General features: G+C 74.4%; 17 protein-coding genes and 1 pseudogene. 4 read left to right on the forward strand and 14 right to left on the reverse strand.

Annotated features, from left to right (window positions below; all coding sequences use genetic code 11):
- Positions 1 to 69: 69 nt before the first annotated feature.
- Both ABT129_RS22210 and ABT129_RS22215 read right to left on the reverse strand, forming a co-directional pair.
- On the reverse strand, positions 70 to 2,166 hold the full coding sequence (locus ABT129_RS22210; RefSeq protein WP_502981854.1) for a SpoIIE family protein phosphatase: 2,097 nt from the start codon (positions 2,164 to 2,166) through the stop codon (positions 70 to 72).
- 49 nt (positions 2,167 to 2,215) lie between these two features.
- The gene (locus ABT129_RS22215) at positions 2,216 to 3,406 is read right to left on the reverse strand and encodes a DUF6777 domain-containing protein (protein ID WP_351904170.1); all 1,191 of its coding nucleotides are present in this window, start codon (positions 3,404 to 3,406) and stop codon (positions 2,216 to 2,218) included.
- 208 nt (positions 3,407 to 3,614) lie between these two features.
- Here ABT129_RS22215 and ABT129_RS22220 point away from each other — a divergent pair, with 208 nt between their 5' ends.
- Genes ABT129_RS22220 through ABT129_RS22230 form a run of 3 tightly spaced genes read left to right on the forward strand, consistent with a single transcriptional unit; the run spans position 3,615 to position 6,503 of the window.
- Positions 3,615 to 4,502 carry a YndJ family protein gene (locus ABT129_RS22220; protein WP_351904357.1) on the forward strand — a complete coding sequence of 296 codons (888 nt, stop codon included), beginning with the start codon at positions 3,615 to 3,617 and terminating at the stop codon, positions 4,500 to 4,502.
- A complete protein-coding gene (locus tag ABT129_RS22225; protein WP_351904173.1) occupies positions 4,499 to 5,050 on the forward strand; it encodes a DUF1990 domain-containing protein in 552 nt (183 codons plus the stop codon). The genes ABT129_RS22220 and ABT129_RS22225 overlap by 4 nt, the downstream gene beginning before the upstream one ends.
- Before the next feature lie 22 nt (positions 5,051 to 5,072).
- Positions 5,073 to 6,503: a lipase maturation factor family protein gene (locus ABT129_RS22230; RefSeq protein WP_351904176.1), complete on the forward strand. Its 1,431-nt coding sequence runs from the start codon at positions 5,073 to 5,075 to the stop codon at positions 6,501 to 6,503.
- A gap of 76 nt (positions 6,504 to 6,579) precedes the next feature.
- Here the strand turns inward: ABT129_RS22230 and ABT129_RS22235 are convergent, their stop codons facing one another.
- From ABT129_RS22235 to ABT129_RS22245, 3 genes are all read right to left on the reverse strand, one after another.
- Complete coding sequence (locus ABT129_RS22235) at positions 6,580 to 6,750, reverse strand: hypothetical protein (protein WP_351904179.1); 171 nt, start codon at positions 6,748 to 6,750, stop codon at positions 6,580 to 6,582.
- Positions 6,751 to 7,029: 279 nt separating this feature from the next.
- A complete protein-coding gene (locus ABT129_RS22240) occupies positions 7,030 to 8,514 on the reverse strand; it encodes an SDR family NAD(P)-dependent oxidoreductase (RefSeq protein WP_351904182.1) in 1,485 nt (494 codons plus the stop codon).
- A gap of 78 nt (positions 8,515 to 8,592) precedes the next feature.
- Positions 8,593 to 9,306 (reverse strand): (2Fe-2S)-binding protein, encoded by a 714-nt coding sequence (locus tag ABT129_RS22245; protein ID WP_351904185.1) that lies wholly within the window; start codon positions 9,304 to 9,306, stop codon positions 8,593 to 8,595.
- A 259-nt stretch (positions 9,307 to 9,565) separates the two neighbouring features.
- Here ABT129_RS22245 and ABT129_RS22250 point away from each other — a divergent pair, with 259 nt between their 5' ends.
- The gene (locus ABT129_RS22250; RefSeq protein WP_351904188.1) at positions 9,566 to 10,576 is read left to right on the forward strand and encodes a DMT family transporter; all 1,011 of its coding nucleotides are present in this window, start codon (positions 9,566 to 9,568) and stop codon (positions 10,574 to 10,576) included.
- On the opposite strand, the gene ABT129_RS22255 is transcribed toward ABT129_RS22250, so the two are convergent.
- The 9 genes and pseudogenes from ABT129_RS22255 to ABT129_RS22295 form a co-directional block, all read right to left on the reverse strand.
- Positions 10,457 to 11,893, reverse strand: coding sequence for a transglycosylase family protein (locus ABT129_RS22255; protein ID WP_351904191.1), 1,437 nt, complete (start codon positions 11,891 to 11,893; stop codon positions 10,457 to 10,459). The genes ABT129_RS22250 and ABT129_RS22255 overlap by 120 nt on opposite strands.
- Positions 11,894 to 12,337: 444 nt before the next feature.
- Positions 12,338 to 12,730 (reverse strand): annotated as a pseudogene (locus ABT129_RS22260) (GNAT family N-acetyltransferase); the annotation flags it as partial.
- A 13-nt stretch (positions 12,731 to 12,743) separates the two neighbouring features.
- Positions 12,744 to 13,169, reverse strand: coding sequence for an aspartate 1-decarboxylase (gene panD, locus ABT129_RS22265; protein WP_351904197.1), 426 nt, complete (start codon positions 13,167 to 13,169; stop codon positions 12,744 to 12,746).
- Between the two features lie 443 nt (positions 13,170 to 13,612).
- Complete coding sequence (locus tag ABT129_RS22270; RefSeq protein WP_351904200.1) at positions 13,613 to 14,458, reverse strand: NADase-type glycan-binding domain-containing protein; 846 nt, start codon at positions 14,456 to 14,458, stop codon at positions 13,613 to 13,615.
- A 954-nt stretch (positions 14,459 to 15,412) separates the two neighbouring features.
- On the reverse strand, positions 15,413 to 15,982 hold the full coding sequence (locus ABT129_RS22275; protein WP_351904203.1) for a phage tail protein: 570 nt from the start codon (positions 15,980 to 15,982) through the stop codon (positions 15,413 to 15,415).
- Positions 15,979 to 17,937 (reverse strand): putative baseplate assembly protein, encoded by a 1,959-nt coding sequence (locus ABT129_RS22280; RefSeq protein WP_351904206.1) that lies wholly within the window; start codon positions 17,935 to 17,937, stop codon positions 15,979 to 15,981. Before ABT129_RS22280 ends, ABT129_RS22275 begins: the two co-directional genes overlap by 4 nt.
- Positions 17,937 to 18,359, reverse strand: a complete 423-nt coding sequence (locus tag ABT129_RS22285; RefSeq protein ID WP_329857180.1) for a GPW/gp25 family protein — start codon at positions 18,357 to 18,359, stop codon at positions 17,937 to 17,939. The genes ABT129_RS22280 and ABT129_RS22285 overlap by 1 nt, the downstream gene beginning before the upstream one ends.
- Entirely contained in the window at positions 18,356 to 18,529 is a 174-nt protein-coding gene (locus ABT129_RS22290) for a hypothetical protein (protein ID WP_351904210.1), read from the reverse strand. Before ABT129_RS22290 ends, ABT129_RS22285 begins: the two co-directional genes overlap by 4 nt.
- A complete protein-coding gene (locus ABT129_RS22295; protein WP_351904213.1) occupies positions 18,529 to 18,846 on the reverse strand; it encodes a PAAR domain-containing protein in 318 nt (105 codons plus the stop codon). Before ABT129_RS22295 ends, ABT129_RS22290 begins: the two co-directional genes overlap by 1 nt.
- Positions 18,847 to 18,858 lie beyond the last annotated feature (12 nt).

The raw sequence follows: 18,858 nt of genomic DNA on the forward strand, positions 1-18,858 counted from the left end.
GTGGATTCATCGGCTCGACCCCCTCCGCGGTGAAGTCACCGGTTCGACCTCTCCGCGGGAAGTCGGCGTTCAGCTCTCCACGGCGAACTCGCACCACACGCACTTGCCGCTGCCGCGCGACTCCACGCCCCAGACGTCGGAGATCTGGTCGACGAGCAGCAGGCCCCGCCCGGACACTCCCGCCTCCCCCGCCTCGCGGCGCCGGGGCAGGGCGCTGGAGCGGTCCTCCACCTCCACCCGCAGCCGCCGCTCGGCCCCGCCGAGGACCCGCAGGGTCACGATCGCCCCGCCGTCGGTGTGCATCAGGGCGTTGGTCATCAGCTCGTCGGCCACCAGCTCGATCTCGTCCGCCCGCTCCCCGGCCCCCCAGGCCCGGACGGCGGCCCTGATCATGTGCCGGGCGGAGCTCAGCGCCTCGGGGTCGCTCTGGGCGACGTGCTGCTGGAACCTGCCCGCCCCGTGGCCGGCGACCACGCCCTCGCGACGGAGCAGCAGGATCGCGACGTCGTCCTCGCCGCCCCGGTCGGCGACCACGTCGCACAGGTGGTCGGCGAGTTCCTGGAGGTCGGCGGGTCCGCTCCGGACGAGCGCGGAGAGCCACTGGAGGCCCTCGTCGAGGTCGGCGCCGGGCTTCTCGACCAGGCCGTCGGTGTAGAGCATCAGGGTCTGTCCGGGGTCCAGCTCCAGGGTGGTGACCGGGTAGTCGAGGCGGCCGAACTCGGCGGAGAGACCGAGCGGCAGCCCGCCCTCCACCGGGATCCTGCGGCAGCGCCCGTCGTCCTCCCGGACGAGCGGGTCGACATGGCCGGCCCGGACCACCTGGACGACGCCGGTGCCGAGGTCGACCTCGGCGTAGGTGCAGGTGGCGAAGCGTTCGGTGTCGAGTTCGTGCAGGAAGACGGAGGCGCGGGCCATCACCGTGGCCGGGGTGTGCCCCTCGGCGGCGTACGCGCGCAGCACGATCCGCAGCTGCCCCATGACGGCCGCCGCGTGGGTGTCGTGCCCCTGTACGTCTCCGATGACGGCGCCGACCCGCCCGCCGGGCAGCGGGATGATGTCGTACCAGTCGCCGCCGATGTCGCGGCCGAGCCGGGCCGAGCGGTAGCGGACGGCGGTCTGGGCGCCGGGCACCTCGGGGATCCGGCGCGGCAGCATCGCCTGCTGGAGCCCCTCCGCGAGGTCGTGCTCCTGCTCGTAGAGCATGGCCCGCTGGAGGCTCTGCGCGATGCTGCTGCCGAGGGCGACGAGCAGGGTCCGCTCGTCCTCGCTGAATCCGGTCTTGTCGCTGTACAGCAGCCCGAGCGCGCCGATGGGCCGGGCCTGGGCGATGAGCGGGAGGTAGGCGGCGGCGGTGATGCCGAGTCCGCTGATGTGCGGCCAGAGCACCGGGAAGGACTCGGCGAAGTCACGGCCCGACTCGATGAACCGCGGCCGCAGGGTGCGGATCACCTCGCTCATCGGGTACGGCTCGTCCACCCGGGTGAACCGGGTGCCCGGCACGAAGGCGCCCTCGGGACCCTCGGCGACCAGGTGGATGCGGCCGGCGTCGAGGAGACCCATGACGAGACTCGCGGCGCCGAAGTGTTCGAGGGCGTGCGAGTCGTTGAGCAGGTCGATGACGTCCTTCACGGTCCGCGCGTAGGCGAGGGCGGCCGTGGTCCCCTCCACGACGCCGGCGCGCTGGCGGCGCCCCTCGTCGAGGCCGAGCCGGGCGGCGGACTCGCTGAGCTCGTGGGTGGCGTCCCGGACCACGCCGACGATGCGCACCGGACGGCCGCTGCCGTCGCGCTGGACGAGCCCCTGGGTGTGGGTCCACTGGTGGCTGCCGTCGCGCCGGCGGATGCGGAAGTACGCGCCGTACTGCTTGCTGCCGTCCTTGAGCGCCTGGGTGACCAGCGTGTCGAGGCGGCGGCCCTCGTCCGGGAGGACCCGGCTCTCCAGGGACTCGGGGCGGCCGTCGTACTCCTCGCGGTCGAAGTCGAAGACGTCGAGGGCCACGTCGTCCATGAGCATCGTGCCCGCGACGAGGTCCCAGTCGAAGCCTCCCATCCGGAAGGCGGAGGCGTACTCCGACAGGAGCCCGGCGCCCGACCCCGGCTCTCCCGGCTCCTGCGGCCCGCGGGGGAACCGCTCGACCGGCTCCCCTCCCCCGTTGCCCACGTTCATGGGGCCACGCTAGGCGCAGCCCCGCCCGTGCGCACCAGGAAGATCCGCTTCATCCCTCGAAGGTCTCGGGCTGCTCGGGGGCCGGCCCGGCCGGGAAGAGCTCCTCGGGCGGGAGCTCGCCGTCCGGCACGGTGGGCGACTCGGCCGGCGGCTCGGCGAACGGGTCGGGGTACGGCTCCGTGCCGGGGTCCTCGTACGGGTCGGGGTACGGCTCCGTGTCGGGGACCGGGTACGGGTCCGGGTCGGCGGGGCTCGGCGCCGTGTCCGTACCCCCGGTCCCGGAGGCGTCGGGGCTCGACGGGACGGGCGGCGGCGGGACGGGCGGCCGGGAGCCGGTGCCGGGGGAGGTGGGCGGGGCGGTGTCGGGCGCCGTCGGGTCGGGGGTGCCCCGGCCGGTCAGGGCGCAGGTGTCCGGGTCGCAGGTGGGCTCGACGGCCGGCTTGCGGTCCTCGGCGCCGTCGCTGCCGGTGCGCCGCTCGATCCAGCTGCGGTCGGCGGCGTTGACGATGACGAGGCTCGTGATGACGGTGGTGGTGGGCCGGACGACGATGACCCGGTCGGGGTCGAAGTCGTCCCAGGGGTCCCCCTGGTGGACTCCGTCCGGGACGGCGGTGGGGGTGCGGAGCGGGTTGCCGCAGGCGCAGCGGACGCGCGGGGAGCCGTACTGGTCGACGAGGACCGCCGTACCGGTCTGGAGGACGGCCTGGAAGGCGTCGGCCGCGCCCTCGCGGTAGCCGTGGTTGGTGACCCTGGTGTCCGCGCGCAGGACGACGGGGGTCAGTCCGCGCAGCCAGGCGGCGACGCCGGCCTCGGGGACGCCGGCGCCCTCGGCGAAGGCGCGTGTCCTGTCCTGGTCGGCGGCGAGGAAGGAGACCTGCTGCTCGACGTCGCAGCTGCCCTCCGCGCGGGTGCCGCCGTAGAGCCCGGGGGTGGAGCCGGTGACCTCGCGGACCTGCTCGGCTGTGGGGTCGGGGGTCCGCCCCCCGGAGGGCGCCGAGGCGGTGTGGCGGGCCGTGGAGGCGGTGAAGGGATCGGGGCCCCCGGCCGCGACCGGCTGGAGGAGGACGTCGGGGGCGCCGGCCGCGGCGGGCGGGGCGCCGCCGTCCGATCCCTCCCACACGGAGGTGCACCCCGCGAGCAGGACGGAGGCGGTGACCGCCGCGAGTGCGGAGCGGGCCCCGGCGCGCGGGGGCGCGGCGGACGTGGGGGTTCGCCGTGTCCGGCGTGGGGCTGAGCGCACCTGGTTCTCCCGCTTTCTCTCCCCCGGGCCACGGCGCCCGGTTCCGGCCAGTCCCTCATGTCTGTCGCAGCGCCCGGGGTCCCGCAAGCGGAGGGCGGCCGACCGTGTCGATCGACATCGACCGCAGGCTTGAACACGTTCAAGAAAGGGCCTACGCTGCGAATCGCAGTTGAACACGTTCAAGTGGGGGTGGTGGCACATGACCGCGCTGTCGGTCCTCGTGGCCTCGGTCGTGACGCTCGGCATGTTCTGGGTGGTCCCGACCGGGCTCGCCCTCCTGGACGGCCCCCGACCACCGGGGTGGACCGCGCTCCGGCGCGCCTGGCCGCTGTTCGCCGCCCCCGGGGCGCTGGCGCTCTGGCTGCCCCGCTCCGGGTTCTCGGCCGCGCTGGCCGCCGTCTACGCCCTCGCCACCCTGGCGCTCGCGCTCCAGGCCCCGGCCCGGCTGTTCCTGACCCGTTCCCTCCGGCCTGCCGAGGTGGCCGTCCTGACCGCCCTGGTCGCGCCCTCCGTCGCCGGTCTCGCGCTCGTCGCCGAACGGGCCTCGTACCCGCTGTTCGGCTTCGACCTCGACATCCTGGCGCTGACCGTCCCGCACTTCCATTTCGCGGGCTTCGGCGCCGCACTGGTCGCCGGGCTCCTCTGCCGCGTCTCCGACGGCCCCACCGCCCGCTTCGCCGCGCTCAGCGTCCCCGCGGGCACCCTGCTCGTCCTGCTCGGCTACTTCGTCGACGACTGGGCCGAGCTCGCCGGGGCCGTCGTCCTGACCGCCGGCATGACGGCGGTCGCCGTACTGACGCTGCGCGAGCGCCGCACGGTGGCCGCGGCCGACCGGCTCACCCGTGGTCTGCTCGCCGTCTCGGCGCTGATCCTCGTCGTCACCATGCTGCTCGCGCTGAGCTGGGCGGTCGGCGAGGCGACCGGACTGCCCCACCTCGACCTGACCTGGACGGCCGCGACGCACGGGCTGGGCAACGCCCTCGGCTTCACGGTCTGCGCCCTGCTCGCCCACCGCCGCCTCCGGGCGGACCGCACCACACCCGCACCGCCCACGCCCTCGCACCCGGCCCGCCCGCGAACGGAGCTTCCGGCATGACCCGCCTCATGAAAAGCCTGTCCCGGCCCGACCGCCCCCGCCCGACCCTCACCTACGGCGAGGTGGGCGCCACCCGCACCCCGACGGCCCTCCCCGAGGGCTACCACCACCTCCGGTACAGCGCGGTCGTCGGCCACGGACGGGCCGCCTTCGAGACCGCCGGCGCCGCCGTCACCACCTGGCGGATGCACCGCGTCTCCGGCGCGAACGTCCTGACCGACGCCGGCCGCGCCGAGCCGGGCGTCACCCTGGAGGTCTCGGCGGGCATCGGCCCGCTCCGCCTCGCCGCCCCCTGCTCGGTGATCTGGACCGCGTACGAGGAGGACCGCGTCGGCTTCGCCTACGGGACCCTGACCGGACACCCGGAACGCGGCGAGGAGTCGTTCATGGTCCACCTCGACCCCGACGGCACGGTCCGGTTCGCGGTCACCGCGTTCAGCCGCCCCGCCGCCTGGTACACCCGGCTCGGCGGCCCCGTCGTCCCGCTGTTCCAGCGGGCGTACGCCCGTCACCTGGGCCGGACCCTCCGGCGCCTCGTCAGGACGTGATCCCGGGCCGATACTGGTAGCGATGGAGTGGTTCACCGCACCCGACCTATGGCTGAGCCGGATCGTCTTCCAGCGGGGCCTCGCCGGGCTGTACTGCGTGGCGTTCCTTTCGGCGGCCCTTCAGTTCCGGGCGCTGATCGGGGCGCGCGGCATGCTCCCCGTACCGGAGTACCTGCGGCGGACCCGGCCCCGGCAGACCCCCTCGCTCTTCCACTGGCGCTACTCCGACCGCCTCTTCGCGGCCGTCGCCTGGTCCGGCGCCGCACTAGCCCTGGCGCTCGTCGCCGGCGCCGGGGACGCGGTGCCGCTGCCGGTCTCGATGCTGCTGTGGCTGCTGCTCTGGGCGATGTACCTGTCGATCGTGAACGTGGGCCAGACCTGGTACGCCTTCGGCTGGGAGTCCCTGCTCCTGGAGACCGGGTTCCTGGCGGTCTTCCTCGGCAACGACGAGACCGGACCGCCCGTCCTCGTCCTGTTCCTGCTGCGCTGGCTGCTCTTCCGGGTCGAGTTCGGCGCCGGGCTCATCAAGATCCGCGGCGATCCCTGCTGGCGGAAGCTGACCTGCCTCTACCACCACCACGAGACCCAGCCGATGCCCGGCCCGCTGAGCTGGTTCTTCCACCATCTGCCCCGCCCGCTGCACCGGGTGGAGGTGGCGGCCAACCACGTCGTGCAGCTGCTCGTACCGTTCCTGCTCTTCGCCCCGCAGCCGGTGGCCACCGTCGCCGCCGGGCTCATGGTCGCCACCCAGCTGTGGCTGGTGCTCTCCGGCAACTTCGCCTGGCTGAACTGGCTCACCGTCGTGCTCGCGCTCTCCGTCGTCGACGCCTCCCCGCTCACCGGCGCCCACCCGCGGCCGGACCCGCCGCTCTGGTACGTGGTGCTCGTCGTCGCGGTGACCGCGCTCGTCCTGGTACGGAGTTACCGCCCGGTGCGCAACCTGCTCTCCCGGCACCAGGCGATGAACCGCTCGTACGACCCGTTCCACCTGGTCAACACGTACGGGGCGTTCGGCACGGTCGGCCGGGTCCGGGACGAGATCGTCGTCGAGGGCACCGACGAGCCGGTGCCGCACCCGGGCACGGTGTGGCGCGAGTACGGCTTCAGGGGGAAGCCCGGGGACCCGCGCCGGATGCCCCGGCAGTTCGCCCCGTACCACCTTCGGCTCGACTGGCTGATGTGGTTCGCGGCGCTCAGCCCCGGCTATGCGCGCGACTGGTTCGGCCCGTTCGTCGAGCGCCTGCTGGACGGCGACCGGGACACCCTGCGGCTGCTCGCCCGCAACCCCTTCCCCGGGGATCCGCCGGTCCTCGTCCGCGCCCGGCTGTACCGGTACCGGTACACGACCTGGCGCGAGCTGCGCGCGACCGGCGCCTGGTGGCACCGCACGCTGGTGCGCGAGTACCTGCCGCCCACCCGGCTCCGGGAGCCGGCGCACCGGCCTCCGCCGTGAACGGGGCGCGGGCGCTCCCGGACGTGCGGATGCCCCCGGCCATGGGCGGCCGGGGGCATCCGGAGGTGAAGCAGGATCAGTCGATGCTGGGCAGGATGTGGGGCTCGGCGAGGTCGTCCTCGTAGCCCGCGAGCCGGATCGGGGCCGCGTGGGCCCAGACTTCCAGGCTTCCCAGCTCGCCGTTCCTCCGCGTCCGGTCGTTGGGTTCGGCCGGGTGGGAATCCTGCTTCGTCAGTTCTGGTGTCACCGCGCACTCCTCTGTGTCGCGTACCTGTGGGACAGTGCCGGTCGGTCGCGGTGGCGCCGTTCGTCGGGCGGGGACCGCGGCCTTGGTGGCAGACCTGTCCCGGGAAGGCCGTGAGGACGGTGTGTGTCCTCGGTGGCCGACCGTGGTCCTCAGAGTAACCAAATGAGCGCATCCGCGCTCTACCGGGCTTCCAAGTGTGACGCGATCGGGTGAACGCAGCCGAAAAAGCGCCCCACCGGGCCGGTGGGGCGCTCTTGTCAGGACGGCCGAAATCAGCTCCTACCAGTTGGCGGGGGCGTAGTCCTTCAGGAAGCAGCCGTAGAGGTCCTCGCCCTCCTCGCCGCGCACGATCGGGTCGTAGACGCGGGCCGCGCCGTCGACCAGGTCGAGCGGGGCGTGGAAGCCGGCCTCGGCGAGGCGCAGCTTGTCGAAGTGGGGACGCTCGTCGGTGATCCAGCCGGTGTCGACGGAGGTCATCAGGATGCCGTCGGTCGTGAACATCTCCTGGCCGCTGGTCCGCGTCACCATGTTCATGGCGGCCTTGGCCGCGTTGGTGTTCGGGTGCCCGGCGCCCTTGTAGCCGCGACTGAAGACGCCCTCCATCGCGGAGACGTTGACGACGTAGGAACGGCCGCTGGCGGCCTTCTTCGCGGCCTCGGCCATCACCGGTCGCAACTTGCTGATCAGGATGAACGGCGCCGTGTAGTTGCACAGCTGCGTCTCGAGGAGCTCCACCGGGGAGATCTGCTCGATGCTCTGCACCCAGGTGTTGGATTCGACGACGTCCGGCACCAGGCCGCCCGCGTCGATGGCGGTGCCGTCGAGGTGCCGGGCGATGCTGGCGTTGCCCGCGACGAGGGCGAGGTCGGCGACCTGCTGGGCGTCGAGGTCGCTCACGCCGGCGGGCAGCGCGGCGGCGGAGCCGAGCTCACCGACCGCGCCGGAGTTGAAGGCACCGATGACGTGGTGGGCCGGAAGCTCACCGGCCGGCAGCGGCGCGCTCTCGCCGTCGACCAGGGCGGCGTACGCGGACGGCAGCCGGCGCACGGTCTGCGTCGCGTTGTTGATGAGGATGTCGAGCGGACCCGCCTCGCTCACCTGGTCGGCGAGGGCGACGGCCTGGGCCGGGTCGCGCAGGTCGATGCCGACGACCTCCAGACGGTGCATCCACTCCGCCGAGTCGTCCATCGCCTTGAAGCGGCGGATGGCGTCCTTGGGGAAGCGGGTCGTGATGGTGGTGTGGGCGCCGTCGCGCAGCAGCCGCAGCGCGATGTACATGCCGATCTTGGCCCGGCCGCCGGTGAGCAGGGCGCGCTTGCCGGTGAGGTCGGCGCGGGCCTCGCGCTTGGCCCGGTTCTCGGCGGCGCACTTCTGGCAGAGCTGGTGGTAGAAGTAGTCGACCTCGACGAACCGCGCCTTGCAGACGTAGCAGGAGCGGGGGCGCTGGAGTATCCCGGCGATCCGGCCCTCCTCGGTGACGGAGGAGGGCAGGATGCCCTCGGTCTCGTCGTCGATGCGCTGCGCGGAGCCGGTGGCGGTGGCCTCGGTGACGGCCTTGTCGTTGGCCGTCTTGGAGGCGCGGCGCTCCTGGCGGCGGCGCTGCTTCACCGTCCGGTAGATCCCGGCGGTGGCGCGCCGGACGCGGATCGCGTCGGGGTGGTCCACGTCCAGCTTGTCGAGCTCGTCGAGGACGGCGAGGCAGACGGCCAGGCGCTCGGGGTCGACGCCCGGCCCGTAGTCCTGGGTTTCTTCGGTCACCGTCATGGCCTTCGGGTTCCTCGTTCGCTCGTACGTCGCCGTTCGTGGGCGGGTCGCCGTTCGTGGGCTTTCGAAAGGGCAACTTTACGGAGCGGACGGCCGCGTATCCAAACCCGTTCGGGGGGCGTGGTCGAAGACACAGTCGCCGCAGAGCCCCGCGCCGGGGCAGCGGTAGTAGAGGCAGCAGCTGGCGCGCCGCAGCCGGGGACCGCGGACCGTGCCGGCGAGGTCGGGGTGGTCGAGCAGTCCGGAGACCAGGACGGCGGCCCGTTCGGCCGCCTCCGGGCGGCCGTGGGCGTGCGCCCAGCGGCTCAGCTCGCGCAGGGCCCCGGCGAGGGCGGAGCCCGCGTTGCCCCAGAGCAGGCGCGGGGAGATCCGGCCGTCGCGGCGCAGCGCCGCGTGGAGCGGCACGAGGTGGGCCTCCTGGACGGCCGCGCGGAGCGCCTCCACGGTCGCGGGGCGGGTCTCGGAACCGGCCCACCACAGGTCGTCGGGGGAGGTCAGCGCCCCGTCCCAGTACAGCTCGGCGGGGTCGAGGGCGGGGAAACGGCCGTGGAGGGCGGCCGGGCCGAGGGCCGTCGACCAGAGCCGGGCCGCGAGCCCGAGGTGGGCGACGGAGGCCCCGACGCGCCGCTCGGGGGCGCCGAGCCGGGTGGCGACCCGGTCCACGCGCGCGTGGAGGGGGCCGTCCTCCCCCGCGTACAGGCGCGCGAGCGGACGGTGCGCTCCCCCGGTCTCCGGCTCCGAGGTGCGCAGGGCGAAGAATCCGCCGACCCGACCGCTCTCGACGAGATCCACCCGTACATCCCCCTGAACCGCTCGTCCCGCTCGGTCTCCTCCGGCGACTTCCGGAATCTTCCGATGTCCTCCGCCTACCGTATCGGCCTCTTTCGAACCCCTCCCCGGCCACTCGAAAAAGTCGCTTTGCACCCGTTCCGACCTGCGCGGGTGTACATCTCAGGGCGTACGCGGAGGCGACGTACTGCGGAGGGTGTAGCCGCGAAGACGTCCCCTGGTACGACGACGCGATCGGCCGGGAAGAGAGATCGTGGAAGGTATGAGTCCCCTCCTGCTGTCCGTTCTCCTGGCCCTGGTCTCGGCGGTCGCCTACGCGGCCGCGGCGATCGTGCAGGAGCGGGTCGCGGCCTCCGCCGCCGGTCCGCGCTACGCGCCGCTGCGCAGCCCGGCCTGGTGGGGTTCCGTCCTGCTCAACGGCGTCGGCGCGACCCTGCACGTCGCGGCCCTCGCGTACGGCCCGCTCAGCCTGGTCCAGCCGCTGGGTGCCCTCACGATCGTGTTCGCGCTGCCCATGGCGGCGCTCTTCGTCGGCCGCAGGGCCGGCCACCGGGCCTGGCGCGGCGCGCTGATGGCCACGGTGGGCCTGGCGGGGCTGCTCAGCCTCACGAGCGGCTCCGAGGGCCGGTCCCTGGCCGACGGGGACCGCTGGCTCCTCACGGCCTGCACCTTCGGTCTGGTGGGCGTCCTTTTCACGGCCGCGCACCTGGTGGGCCGGTCCGTGCTGCGCAGCGTGGTGCTCGCCGCGGCGGCGGGTGTCTCCTTCGGCATCGCCTCGGTCTTCACGAAGGCGGTGGCCGAGGAGTGGACGCCCGACGCGCCGCTCGCCGAGTGGACCGGGCTGCTGGTGCTCTCGGCGCTCGCCGTGACCGGCCTGCTCCTGTCGCAGGCCTCGTACCGGGGTGCGGGACTCGCCGCCCCGCTGGCCACGGTCACGGTGGTCAACCCGGTGGTCGCCGCCGCCGTGGGCCTGACCCTGTTCGGCGAGAGCTTCCGGTACGGCACGGCGGGCACCGTCGCCGCCCTGATCTGCGGCGCGGTCGCCGCGGGCGGCCTGGTGCAGCTCACGCTCGACCGGATGTCGGTCCCGGCCGGCGCGCCGGCGGCGTCGGACCCCGTGCGTGAGCCGGAGTCCGGGCCGGGACCATCGGCGTCAGACGGAGACGCCGCGCGCCCTGAGGTAGGCCAGGGGGTCGATGTCGGACCCGTACCCGGGACCCGTTCGCACCTCGAAGTGGAGGTGCGGTCCCGAGCTGTTGCCGGTCGATCCTGAGCGCCCGATGCGCTGACCGGCGCTGACCCGCTGGCCCTCACGGACGGAGAGCGCGGAGAGGTGCGCGTACTGGCTGTACCGGCCGTCGTCGTGGCGGAGGACGATCTGGTAGCCGTACGCGCCGCCCCACCCGGCGGAGACGATCCGGCCCCCGGCGACGGCCTTGACCGAGGTCCCGGTGGGCACGGGGAAGTCGACGCCGGTGTGGTAGCCGCTGGACCAGGAGGAGCCGCGGGTGCCGTAGCGGGTGCCGATGTCCGCCGAGACGGGGGCGGAGAAGCGGACCTCCGAGGAGACCGGTCGCGGCTTGGGCTTGGTCTGCGGCTTGGGCTGGGAACCGGTCTGCGGCTTGGTGGTCGGCCTCGACTCGGGCCTGGCGACCGGCTTCGACTGCGGCTTGGCCGTCGGCCTCGACTGCGGCCCGGTGCTCGGCTTCCCGCTCGGCCGCGACTCGGGCCGGGCGGTCGGGCGGGCCGTGGGCTTCGTGGTCGGCTTCGCCGACGGGTGCGCGGCGGGCCGGGTCCGGGGAACGGCGGCCTGCGCGGAGGACTTCGGCGGGGTCGCCTTCGCCGGCGGGGCGACCTTCGACGGCACGGTCGCCTTCGCCTCGTCCGCCTTCTTCGGCGCGGCGATGCGCAGGGTCAGCCGCTGGCCGGGGTGGATGAGGTCGGGGTCGTCGCCCACGACGGGCCGGTTCGTCTCGTACAGACCCTTCCAGCCGCCCTGGACCCGCTCCTCCCGCGCGATCTTCGACAGCGAGTCGCCGGGCGTCACCGTGTACATCTCGCGGACGGTGGGCACGGCGGTGGGGCCGACGTTCCTGGCGGGCTTCTTCTCGGCCAGCGCACGCTGGCCGGGCAACGAGGCGGTCCTGACCGCGTTCCCGCCGCCGGACGGCTTCGCCGCCTTGGCGGCGGGGGTGACGTCCGGCGCGTCCCCGCCCCGGGCGAGACCCGCCCGGGGCCCGCAGGAGGGCCAGGCGCCGGGCCCCTGGCCCTTCAGGACCCGCTCGGCGATGGCGATCTGCTGGTCCTTGGAGGCGAGGTCGGCGCGCGGCGCGTAGTGCGTCCCGCCGTACTGCTCCCAGGTGGACTGGCTGAACTGCAGGCCGCCGAAGTAGCCGTTCCCGGTGTTGATGTGCCAGGTGGAGGTCGACTCGCAGGCGGCGACCTTCTCCCAGACATCGAGCGAGGCGGCCTGCACGGCGCCCGCGCCGATCAGCGGCAGCGCCATTCCGGCGCCTCCCGCGGTGACGGTCAGCGAGGCACGGTTGATCCGGCTCGGCTGGTGGCGGCGGTGACGTCCGCGTACGGCCATGGGCCCCCCTTGAACACAGCAGCAGCCGTCCAAGTTAGGGGTGGCGCACGCTCCGTGACAAGGGATTCGCGAAAGCCCAACCCTCTTACGTCACCTCTGGGTTGACTCCCGGCCGCGGCCGGCGGGGCCCGGCTGGGGCTGAGGCTCGGGTTCCGGAACGGGTCCGCCGGGCTGCGGCGGCCCCGGTTCGGGACTCGGGGGCGCGGGCACCGGGTTGGGCGGGGGGACCGGCGGCGGCGAGGGAACCGGCGGCGGGATGGGCGAGGGGGGCACGGGATCGGGGTAGGGCTGGGTCATCACGGACCTCTCGGTCGACGGGTTCGTCCTTCTCCAGGGTGGCGCGCCGGACCCTGTCCCGCCCGCCGAACCCCGCTCTTCGGGTACCCCGCCCCCGGTCGTGTACGCGGGAGAGGGGGAGGGGAGTCCAAAGCCCCTCCCCCGGGCTCACCACAGACCGGGCGTGGCCCTCAGCCGGCGCTTCGCCGCGTCGACCACCTCGGACGGGGCGGCCGGGGCCTCGTCCGGGTGGCGTTCGGCCCACCTCGCGGCGTACGGGCAGAGCGGCACGACGGGTACGCCCTCGGCGGCGGCGATCCGGTAGAACTCGCGCACGAGCGCTCCGGCGACGCCCTTCCCCTCGTGGCCGTCCTCGACGACCGTGTGCACCGCCACCAGCGCGTGGGGCGCCTCGTCGAGGACGAAGTAGACGACGACACCGATGGGGGTGTCGCCCTCGAACGCCTCCAGGCGTCCGTTCGCCCGGTCGTCACGGATCCTCGGCTCTGCCATGCGGCGCGTCTCCCTCTGCTCGGGTCGCTCAGGGTCCGGGCGCCGCCACGGGCACGGCTCCCTACGCCGTCGCGGGTACGGCGTGCGGGCCGCGCACCGTGTCGCTGCCCGGGACGGGCGCGGACGCGTCCGTCCCCAGCTCCACGATGCGGTTGTCACCGTCGACGTGCACGACGCGCGGCACGAACGTCCGGGCCTCGGCGTCCTCGACCTGCGCGTAACTGATGAGGATCACGAGGTCCCCGGGGTGCACCAGATGGGCGGCGGCACCGTTGATGCCGATGACACCGGACCCGCGCTCGCCCTCGATGACATAGGTCTCCAGGCGGGCGCCGTTGTCGATGTCGACGATGTGCACCAGCTCCCCTGGAAGGAGGTCGGCCGCCTCCATCAGCTCCGCGTCGACGGTGACCGAACCGACGTAGTGCAGGTCCGCCTGGGTCACGGTCGCCCGGTGGATCTTGGACTTGAACAGAGTGCGCAGCACTGTGGACTCCTCTGAGACGGCTCCCTGCCTGCTTTGTGCAGGTCAAGGGCGGCGCCGAGCCTACACCGACACACCCGTTCGATGTTTGTGAGGAACGTCGCTCCGCCCTGGGCGGGGAGGCTTCCCATGGGGGTTTCCTCCCTTCAGGGGCGCCTGTTGGGGCGACCGTCTCGGGATGCTCAAGGACTCATGCTGACCGGATGCCGACCTGCCTGACGATGCGGCAGATGGGCACTTCCTCGACCACGGGGTCGACCAGACACGCATCGGACACCTCACCCAGCGTCACGGAACGTCACGACGGAGACGGGGAAGAGGTGGTGGCAGCCAACAGGCCCGCAGCCCACGCGTCAGGCACCTGAGTCGGGTCCGCCGCCGGACGCCCTCTCCCCCGCGCCGTGCCGGTACGCCGCCCCGACGCCTACGGACGGTGCGACGTCGTCTCAGCTCCTCCGGAAGAACTCCACCTCCGCCAGTGCGAGATGGCTTCCCGGGGCCAGGCCGACGGGTGAACGGAGCGTCAGCCGGACCGTCTTCACGTCGCTGATCCTGGTCTGGATCGTCTGCGGGCCCGCCTTGTCGCTCAGGGTGAGTTCCTTGACCTGACGCGTGCCGTCCGCCGCCGTCACCTCCATGTCCATCTGCAGGGCTCGTCCCTGACGGGCGTACGCCTCGGGGGACTTGGACGCGCCGTTGGTGATGATCAGGTCGACCATCCGGAACGGCTTGCGGAACGTGTACGTCACCGAGGCACCCGCTCCGGGGGCCGCCCAGTACTTGTTGTTGATGCCGTCCGTGGTGTTCGTCACGGGGTGCCCCGGAAGCTCGCCGCTCCCCTCGGTCCTCTCGGGCGTGATGGCCGTGGCCTTGCCCAGCTTGTCCCGGGTGTCCTCGATCAGGGCCCGGCCCGCGGGCATCAGGAAGAACCCGGCGGCGCACAGCGCGAGCACGACCAGGAGGATCACGACGAAGCGTGTGCCCTTCCCCGAACCCGCCCGCGCCCGGCGCCGGAACGGCCACACGGTACGCCACCACGGCAACGGCGCCGCCTTCGGCGCGGGTCGCAGCTCCGCTGCGCAGCGACGGCAGAAGCGCCGGTCCGGCCGGTTGGCCGCCCCGCAGGCCGGGCAGGCGAGCCCGCTCCCCTCGTCCTCCACCGCCGCCGGGCGCACGACCGGACGCGGGGCCACGGCCTTCGCCGGGAGCACGGGCAGGATCGGGTCGCCGGCGGGCGCGGGGCCGACGGGCGTGCGCGGGCCGATCGGGGAGGAGGGGCGCCTGGGCGGCACGGCAGGAGCGCTCGGCCGACGGGGGGCCGTCGCCGGACCGGAGCCCGTGTCCGAGCCGGGTCGCGTCCCCGGGTCGGCAGCCGGGGCAGGGTCGGGCGTACGTGCCGGGCCGGATGGGGGAGCCGCCTCGGGCGCCGGAGCCGGGCCGGACGCCGGAGCCGGGCCAGGCGTCGGAGCCGGGCCAGGCGCCGGAGCCGGGCCGGGCGTCGGAGCCGGGCCGGTGGGGCGTGCGGGGTCTTCGGGGCCGGAGGGCGAGGCGTCCTGGGCGGGGGCGTCCGGGGTTCCCTCGTCCGGGGTCTCGGCCGCCCTGCCCCGGGTGATCCGGTTCCGGGCCACCTGGGTGAGGGCCGCCCGGGTCCTGACCACCCGGGCACGGGCCGACTCGGTGACGGACGCCGGGGTCTCCGGTTCCGGGATGTCCGGAGCCGGTAGGCGCGGAGCCGGGAGGTCCGGAGCTGCGACGTCCGGTGCGGAGGCAGGCGGTGCGGAGGCATGCGGTGCCTGGGGGCTCGTCGGCGCGGCGCCCGCCCCCCGGGTGCCGTCGTCCCCCTCGGCGCCGGACCTCCGCGTCCCGGCCCCCGCGCGGTCGGGAGTCCCGCCGTCCGGCGCGGCGGGCGGTGCGCCCGGGGAGTCCGCGGCCGCCGGGGTGCCGCCCCGGACGGCCGGGCCCGCGCCGTCGGCCCCTCCCGCGTTCCCCGGCTCGCGGGTGCGGGTCGTACCCGTCGGCGCGGGCGCGGTCACCGGGGCCTCCCGGGACGGGGAGGAACCGGCTTCGCCCGCTCCCCCGGACGACGCCGTCCCGCCCGGCGGTGCGGCGTCTTCGTCCGGCTCCGCCCCGCCCCTCGTCGTGGGGCGCGCGGGCTCGTTCGACCAGCCCAGGTACGCGCCGCAGTTGCCGCAGAAGTCGTCGGCGGGGTCGTTGGCGGCCCCGCACGCAGGACACGCGCGCATGCGTCAGTTCCCTTCCTCGGCGGGCGGGCCGGTGAGGACCTCCACCCGGAACGCCACGTGGACCGGGCACATCGCCCGTACGACCTCGTGGACCCGGTCCACGTCCACCCGCCCGGCCCGCGCGCCCTCGGGAACGACCCGTACGAGCAGTTCGGCTTCGGGCTCCGGCGGGAGGTCCGAGCCCGCGACGTCCGACCAGACCGCGCCGCCGTCGCCGACGATCTCGGTGCGCACGTCCAGGGCGAGCCGCAGGGCCTCGGCCAGTCCCCGCTTCGTACCGCGCCACCGGTGCAGCTCCACCGCGCGCGCGACGGTCTCGCGGCGCAGTTCCATGGGTCGGCGCGGATCGTCGGCGGCGCCGACCCAGGACGCCAGCCACACCAGGAAGTCCGGCGGCGCCAGCCGGGGATCGAGGTAGGAGGGCAGGTTGTCGAGGGTGGAGAAGACCGGGGCGAGGACGGTGTCGAGACCGGCGGTGAGGCGCTGCGCGAGGTCGTCGTCGGCGTAGAGGGCGGGCAGTTGCTCCCCGATGGGGTGCCGGCTGGGCAGCCCGGGGATCGCGGCGCGGCTCATCGTGCCTCCGCTTCCCGGGGGGACACGACCACCTGGTGCTGGTAGGAGAAGACCAGGGCGCCGGGACCGACGTCGATGCGGTCCGCCGGGGCGCCGCGCCGGCCGGTGACCGGGTCGGCGGGGAAGAGCCGGATCTCCTCGACCAGCGCGTCGCCCGTGGCGCGCTGCAGGACGCCGAAGACCTCGCCGTACTGGACGGGTCGTCCGAACGGCCATCCGGTGCCGTCCGGACCGCCGGTCAGCGGGTTGAAGTGCCGGAACAGGGCGTCCAGGGCGGCCGTGCGGACCGCGTCCGTGTCGCCCGGGGCGGCGGACAGGCGGGCGACGACGGTGACGCCCTGGTAGACCGGCGGCTCCACCACGAGGCGGGTGCCGATCAGGCGCCGTTCGTCGAGACTCGCGGTGATCGCCGAGAGGACCTGCTCGCCGGGGATGAGCTGTTCGAAGCGGAGCCGGTCGTCGCCCTCGTCGGCGACGGCGTCCGGCACCACCAGGACCCGGACCGCGCCCGCCGTGTCGGCGGCCGGCAGGCAGCGCACCCGGCGCACCGAGGGCGCTGCCTGGCGGCTGATGATCTCGTAGTCCTCGGCGGTCACCGCGCGGTCCTGCATGCGCAGCGCCTCGGGGGCGCGCAGCCGGGCGTTGTGCACGCTCTCGCCCGCGACCCCGCCGCGCGCCGCCTCCCGGTTGCCGACCCGGGCGACGTACGGGACGGAGCTGAGCAGGACGGAGATCGCGCCGCGGGCGACGTTGCCCGCGGGGCCGCCGCCGGTGCGGTAGCGGGCGACCCGGATCCGCTCGCCCTTGGGCGGGACGGCACCGCACTGCCGCAGGGTGCCGTCCGGCTCCCGCAGGGCCGGGGGGAACGCGAACTCGCCGGTGGTGGCGTCCAACCGGACGTGCCGTTCGGCGGGACGGGAGCGGCCGAAGTGCTCGACGACCTCCCAGCGCTGCCAGCCCTCCTCGGAGGACACCTCCACCACGGGCGGTCCGGCGTCGAGGAGGACGGGCGGCCGGCCGAGCCGGAAGGTCTGTCCGGCGACGCCCTCGGAGGTGCCGAGCGGCACGTCGGTGACCGTCTCGGCGTGCTCGGCGGAGATGGTGCCGCCGACGGTGAAGACCTCCGCCTCGCGGACCGTCGGGGACTCGGAGTAGAACGGCTGGCCCGGTTCCGGCTCGGTGACCCGGCAGCGCAGCCACCCGGCCCGGGTCCCGCCGATCACGGACGCGACGTGTCCGGCGGGCACGTGCACGACGACCTCACCGGGCCGGTTGAGGCCGCCGGTGGTGTCGTCGCCGGTCTCGCAGGGCTCCCAGCCGCCGCCGTTCCACGCCTCCCACACGAGCGGAGGCTGGCGCGGGTCGACGCCGACGCCCTCGACGCGGCTGTCGAGGCGTACGGCGACGATGCAGCGGGGGACGGCCGTGGGCAGCCCGAAGAGCAGCGCGTCGCCGGGTTCCGGCGTGGACTGGAAGCAGGGGATGTCGAGGCCGTCGGCGAGCATGCCGGTCCTGTCGTGCTGCTCGCTGCTCCGCCACGCGGTCACCAGGCGCGTCAGCTCGCTGGGCAGGATGCGCAGTTCACCGGTGGTGGCGAAGACCACGGCGTCGTCGGTCTCGCCGCCGGCGGTGGTCACCTCGGTGCCGGGCGGCAGCGTGACAGTGTCGGGCTGCGGGGCGGACAGCCAGAAGTCGACGTCGGCGGCCGCGGCCGTCGGCGGGAACAGCCGGATGCCGAGCAGGTCGAGGAAGGCGTGGTAGTTCTTGTCCGGCACCCTGTTGAGCCGGTACAGCACCTGGTCCACGAGGTAGGCGAACGTCTCGATCAGGGTGACGCCCGGGTCGGACACGTTGTGGTCGGTCCACTCCGGGGCACGCTGCTGCACGTACCGCTTCGCCTCGTCGACGAGCTGCTGGAACCGCCGGTCGTCCAGGTTCGGGGAGGGCAGGGCCATCAGTCAGCGCCCGCTTCCTCGGCCCCCTCCTCGGAGGGGATCGTGTAGAAGGGAAAGACCAGGTTGCGCCGGTCGTTGGTGGAACGCAGGGTGTAGTGCACGTCGATGTAGAGGGTGCCGTCCTCGACCGCGTCGAAGGCGACGACCACGTCGTCCACGGTGATCCGCGGCTCCCATCGCTCCAGCGCCTCCCGCACCTGCCGCGCGACGCGGCCGGCGGTGGCACCGTCGCCGGGGGCGAAGACGTACTCGTGGATGCCGCAGCCGAACTCGGGGCGCATGGGGCGCTCGCCGGGCGCGGTGCCGAGGACCAGGCGGATGGCCTCCTCGATCTCCCGCTCCCGTTCGACGAGGGCGATGCCTCCGGTCGGCCCGACGCGCAGGGGGAATCCCCAGCCCCGGCCGATGAACCGTTCGCTCATCGGCCGTCCTCCGGGGAGCTGTGCGCGGCGGCGCGCCCCGTGCCCACCGGGGACCCGTACGCGGCGGCGCGCCCCGTGCCCACCGGGGACCCGTACGCGGCGGTGAGCCCCGTGTCCTCCGGGGACCCGTAAGCGGCGGCGCGGCGGCGCTGCTCCGGGAGGCTCGCCATCACACGCCCCCGATCAGCACGTTGGGCGCCCCGGTGAGGATCATCGCGCCGCAGGCCGTCTTGTCGCGGGCGCGCGCGGCCGGGAGACCGCCGATGAGGACCTGCCGGCCGGCGAGCCCGGCCGGGTTCGGCAGGATCACGTTGGCCGGTCCGGTGGCGGCGTGCGGCGGCACCACGCAGGTGTGCAGGCTGCCGGTGACGGCGGCGGGACGGCCGCCGATGAGCACGGTCGCCACCGCCCTCGCGACGGCGGGCGGCGGGGTGGCGACGACCCCGCCGTGGTTGGTGGGGTCGCCGGTACGGGCGGCGGCGGGCATGCGGAGCTCCTT

Source organism: Streptomyces sp. NPDC002057, from assembly GCF_040296665.1.
In the GTDB taxonomy this organism is placed as follows: domain Bacteria; phylum Actinomycetota; class Actinomycetes; order Streptomycetales; family Streptomycetaceae; genus Streptomyces.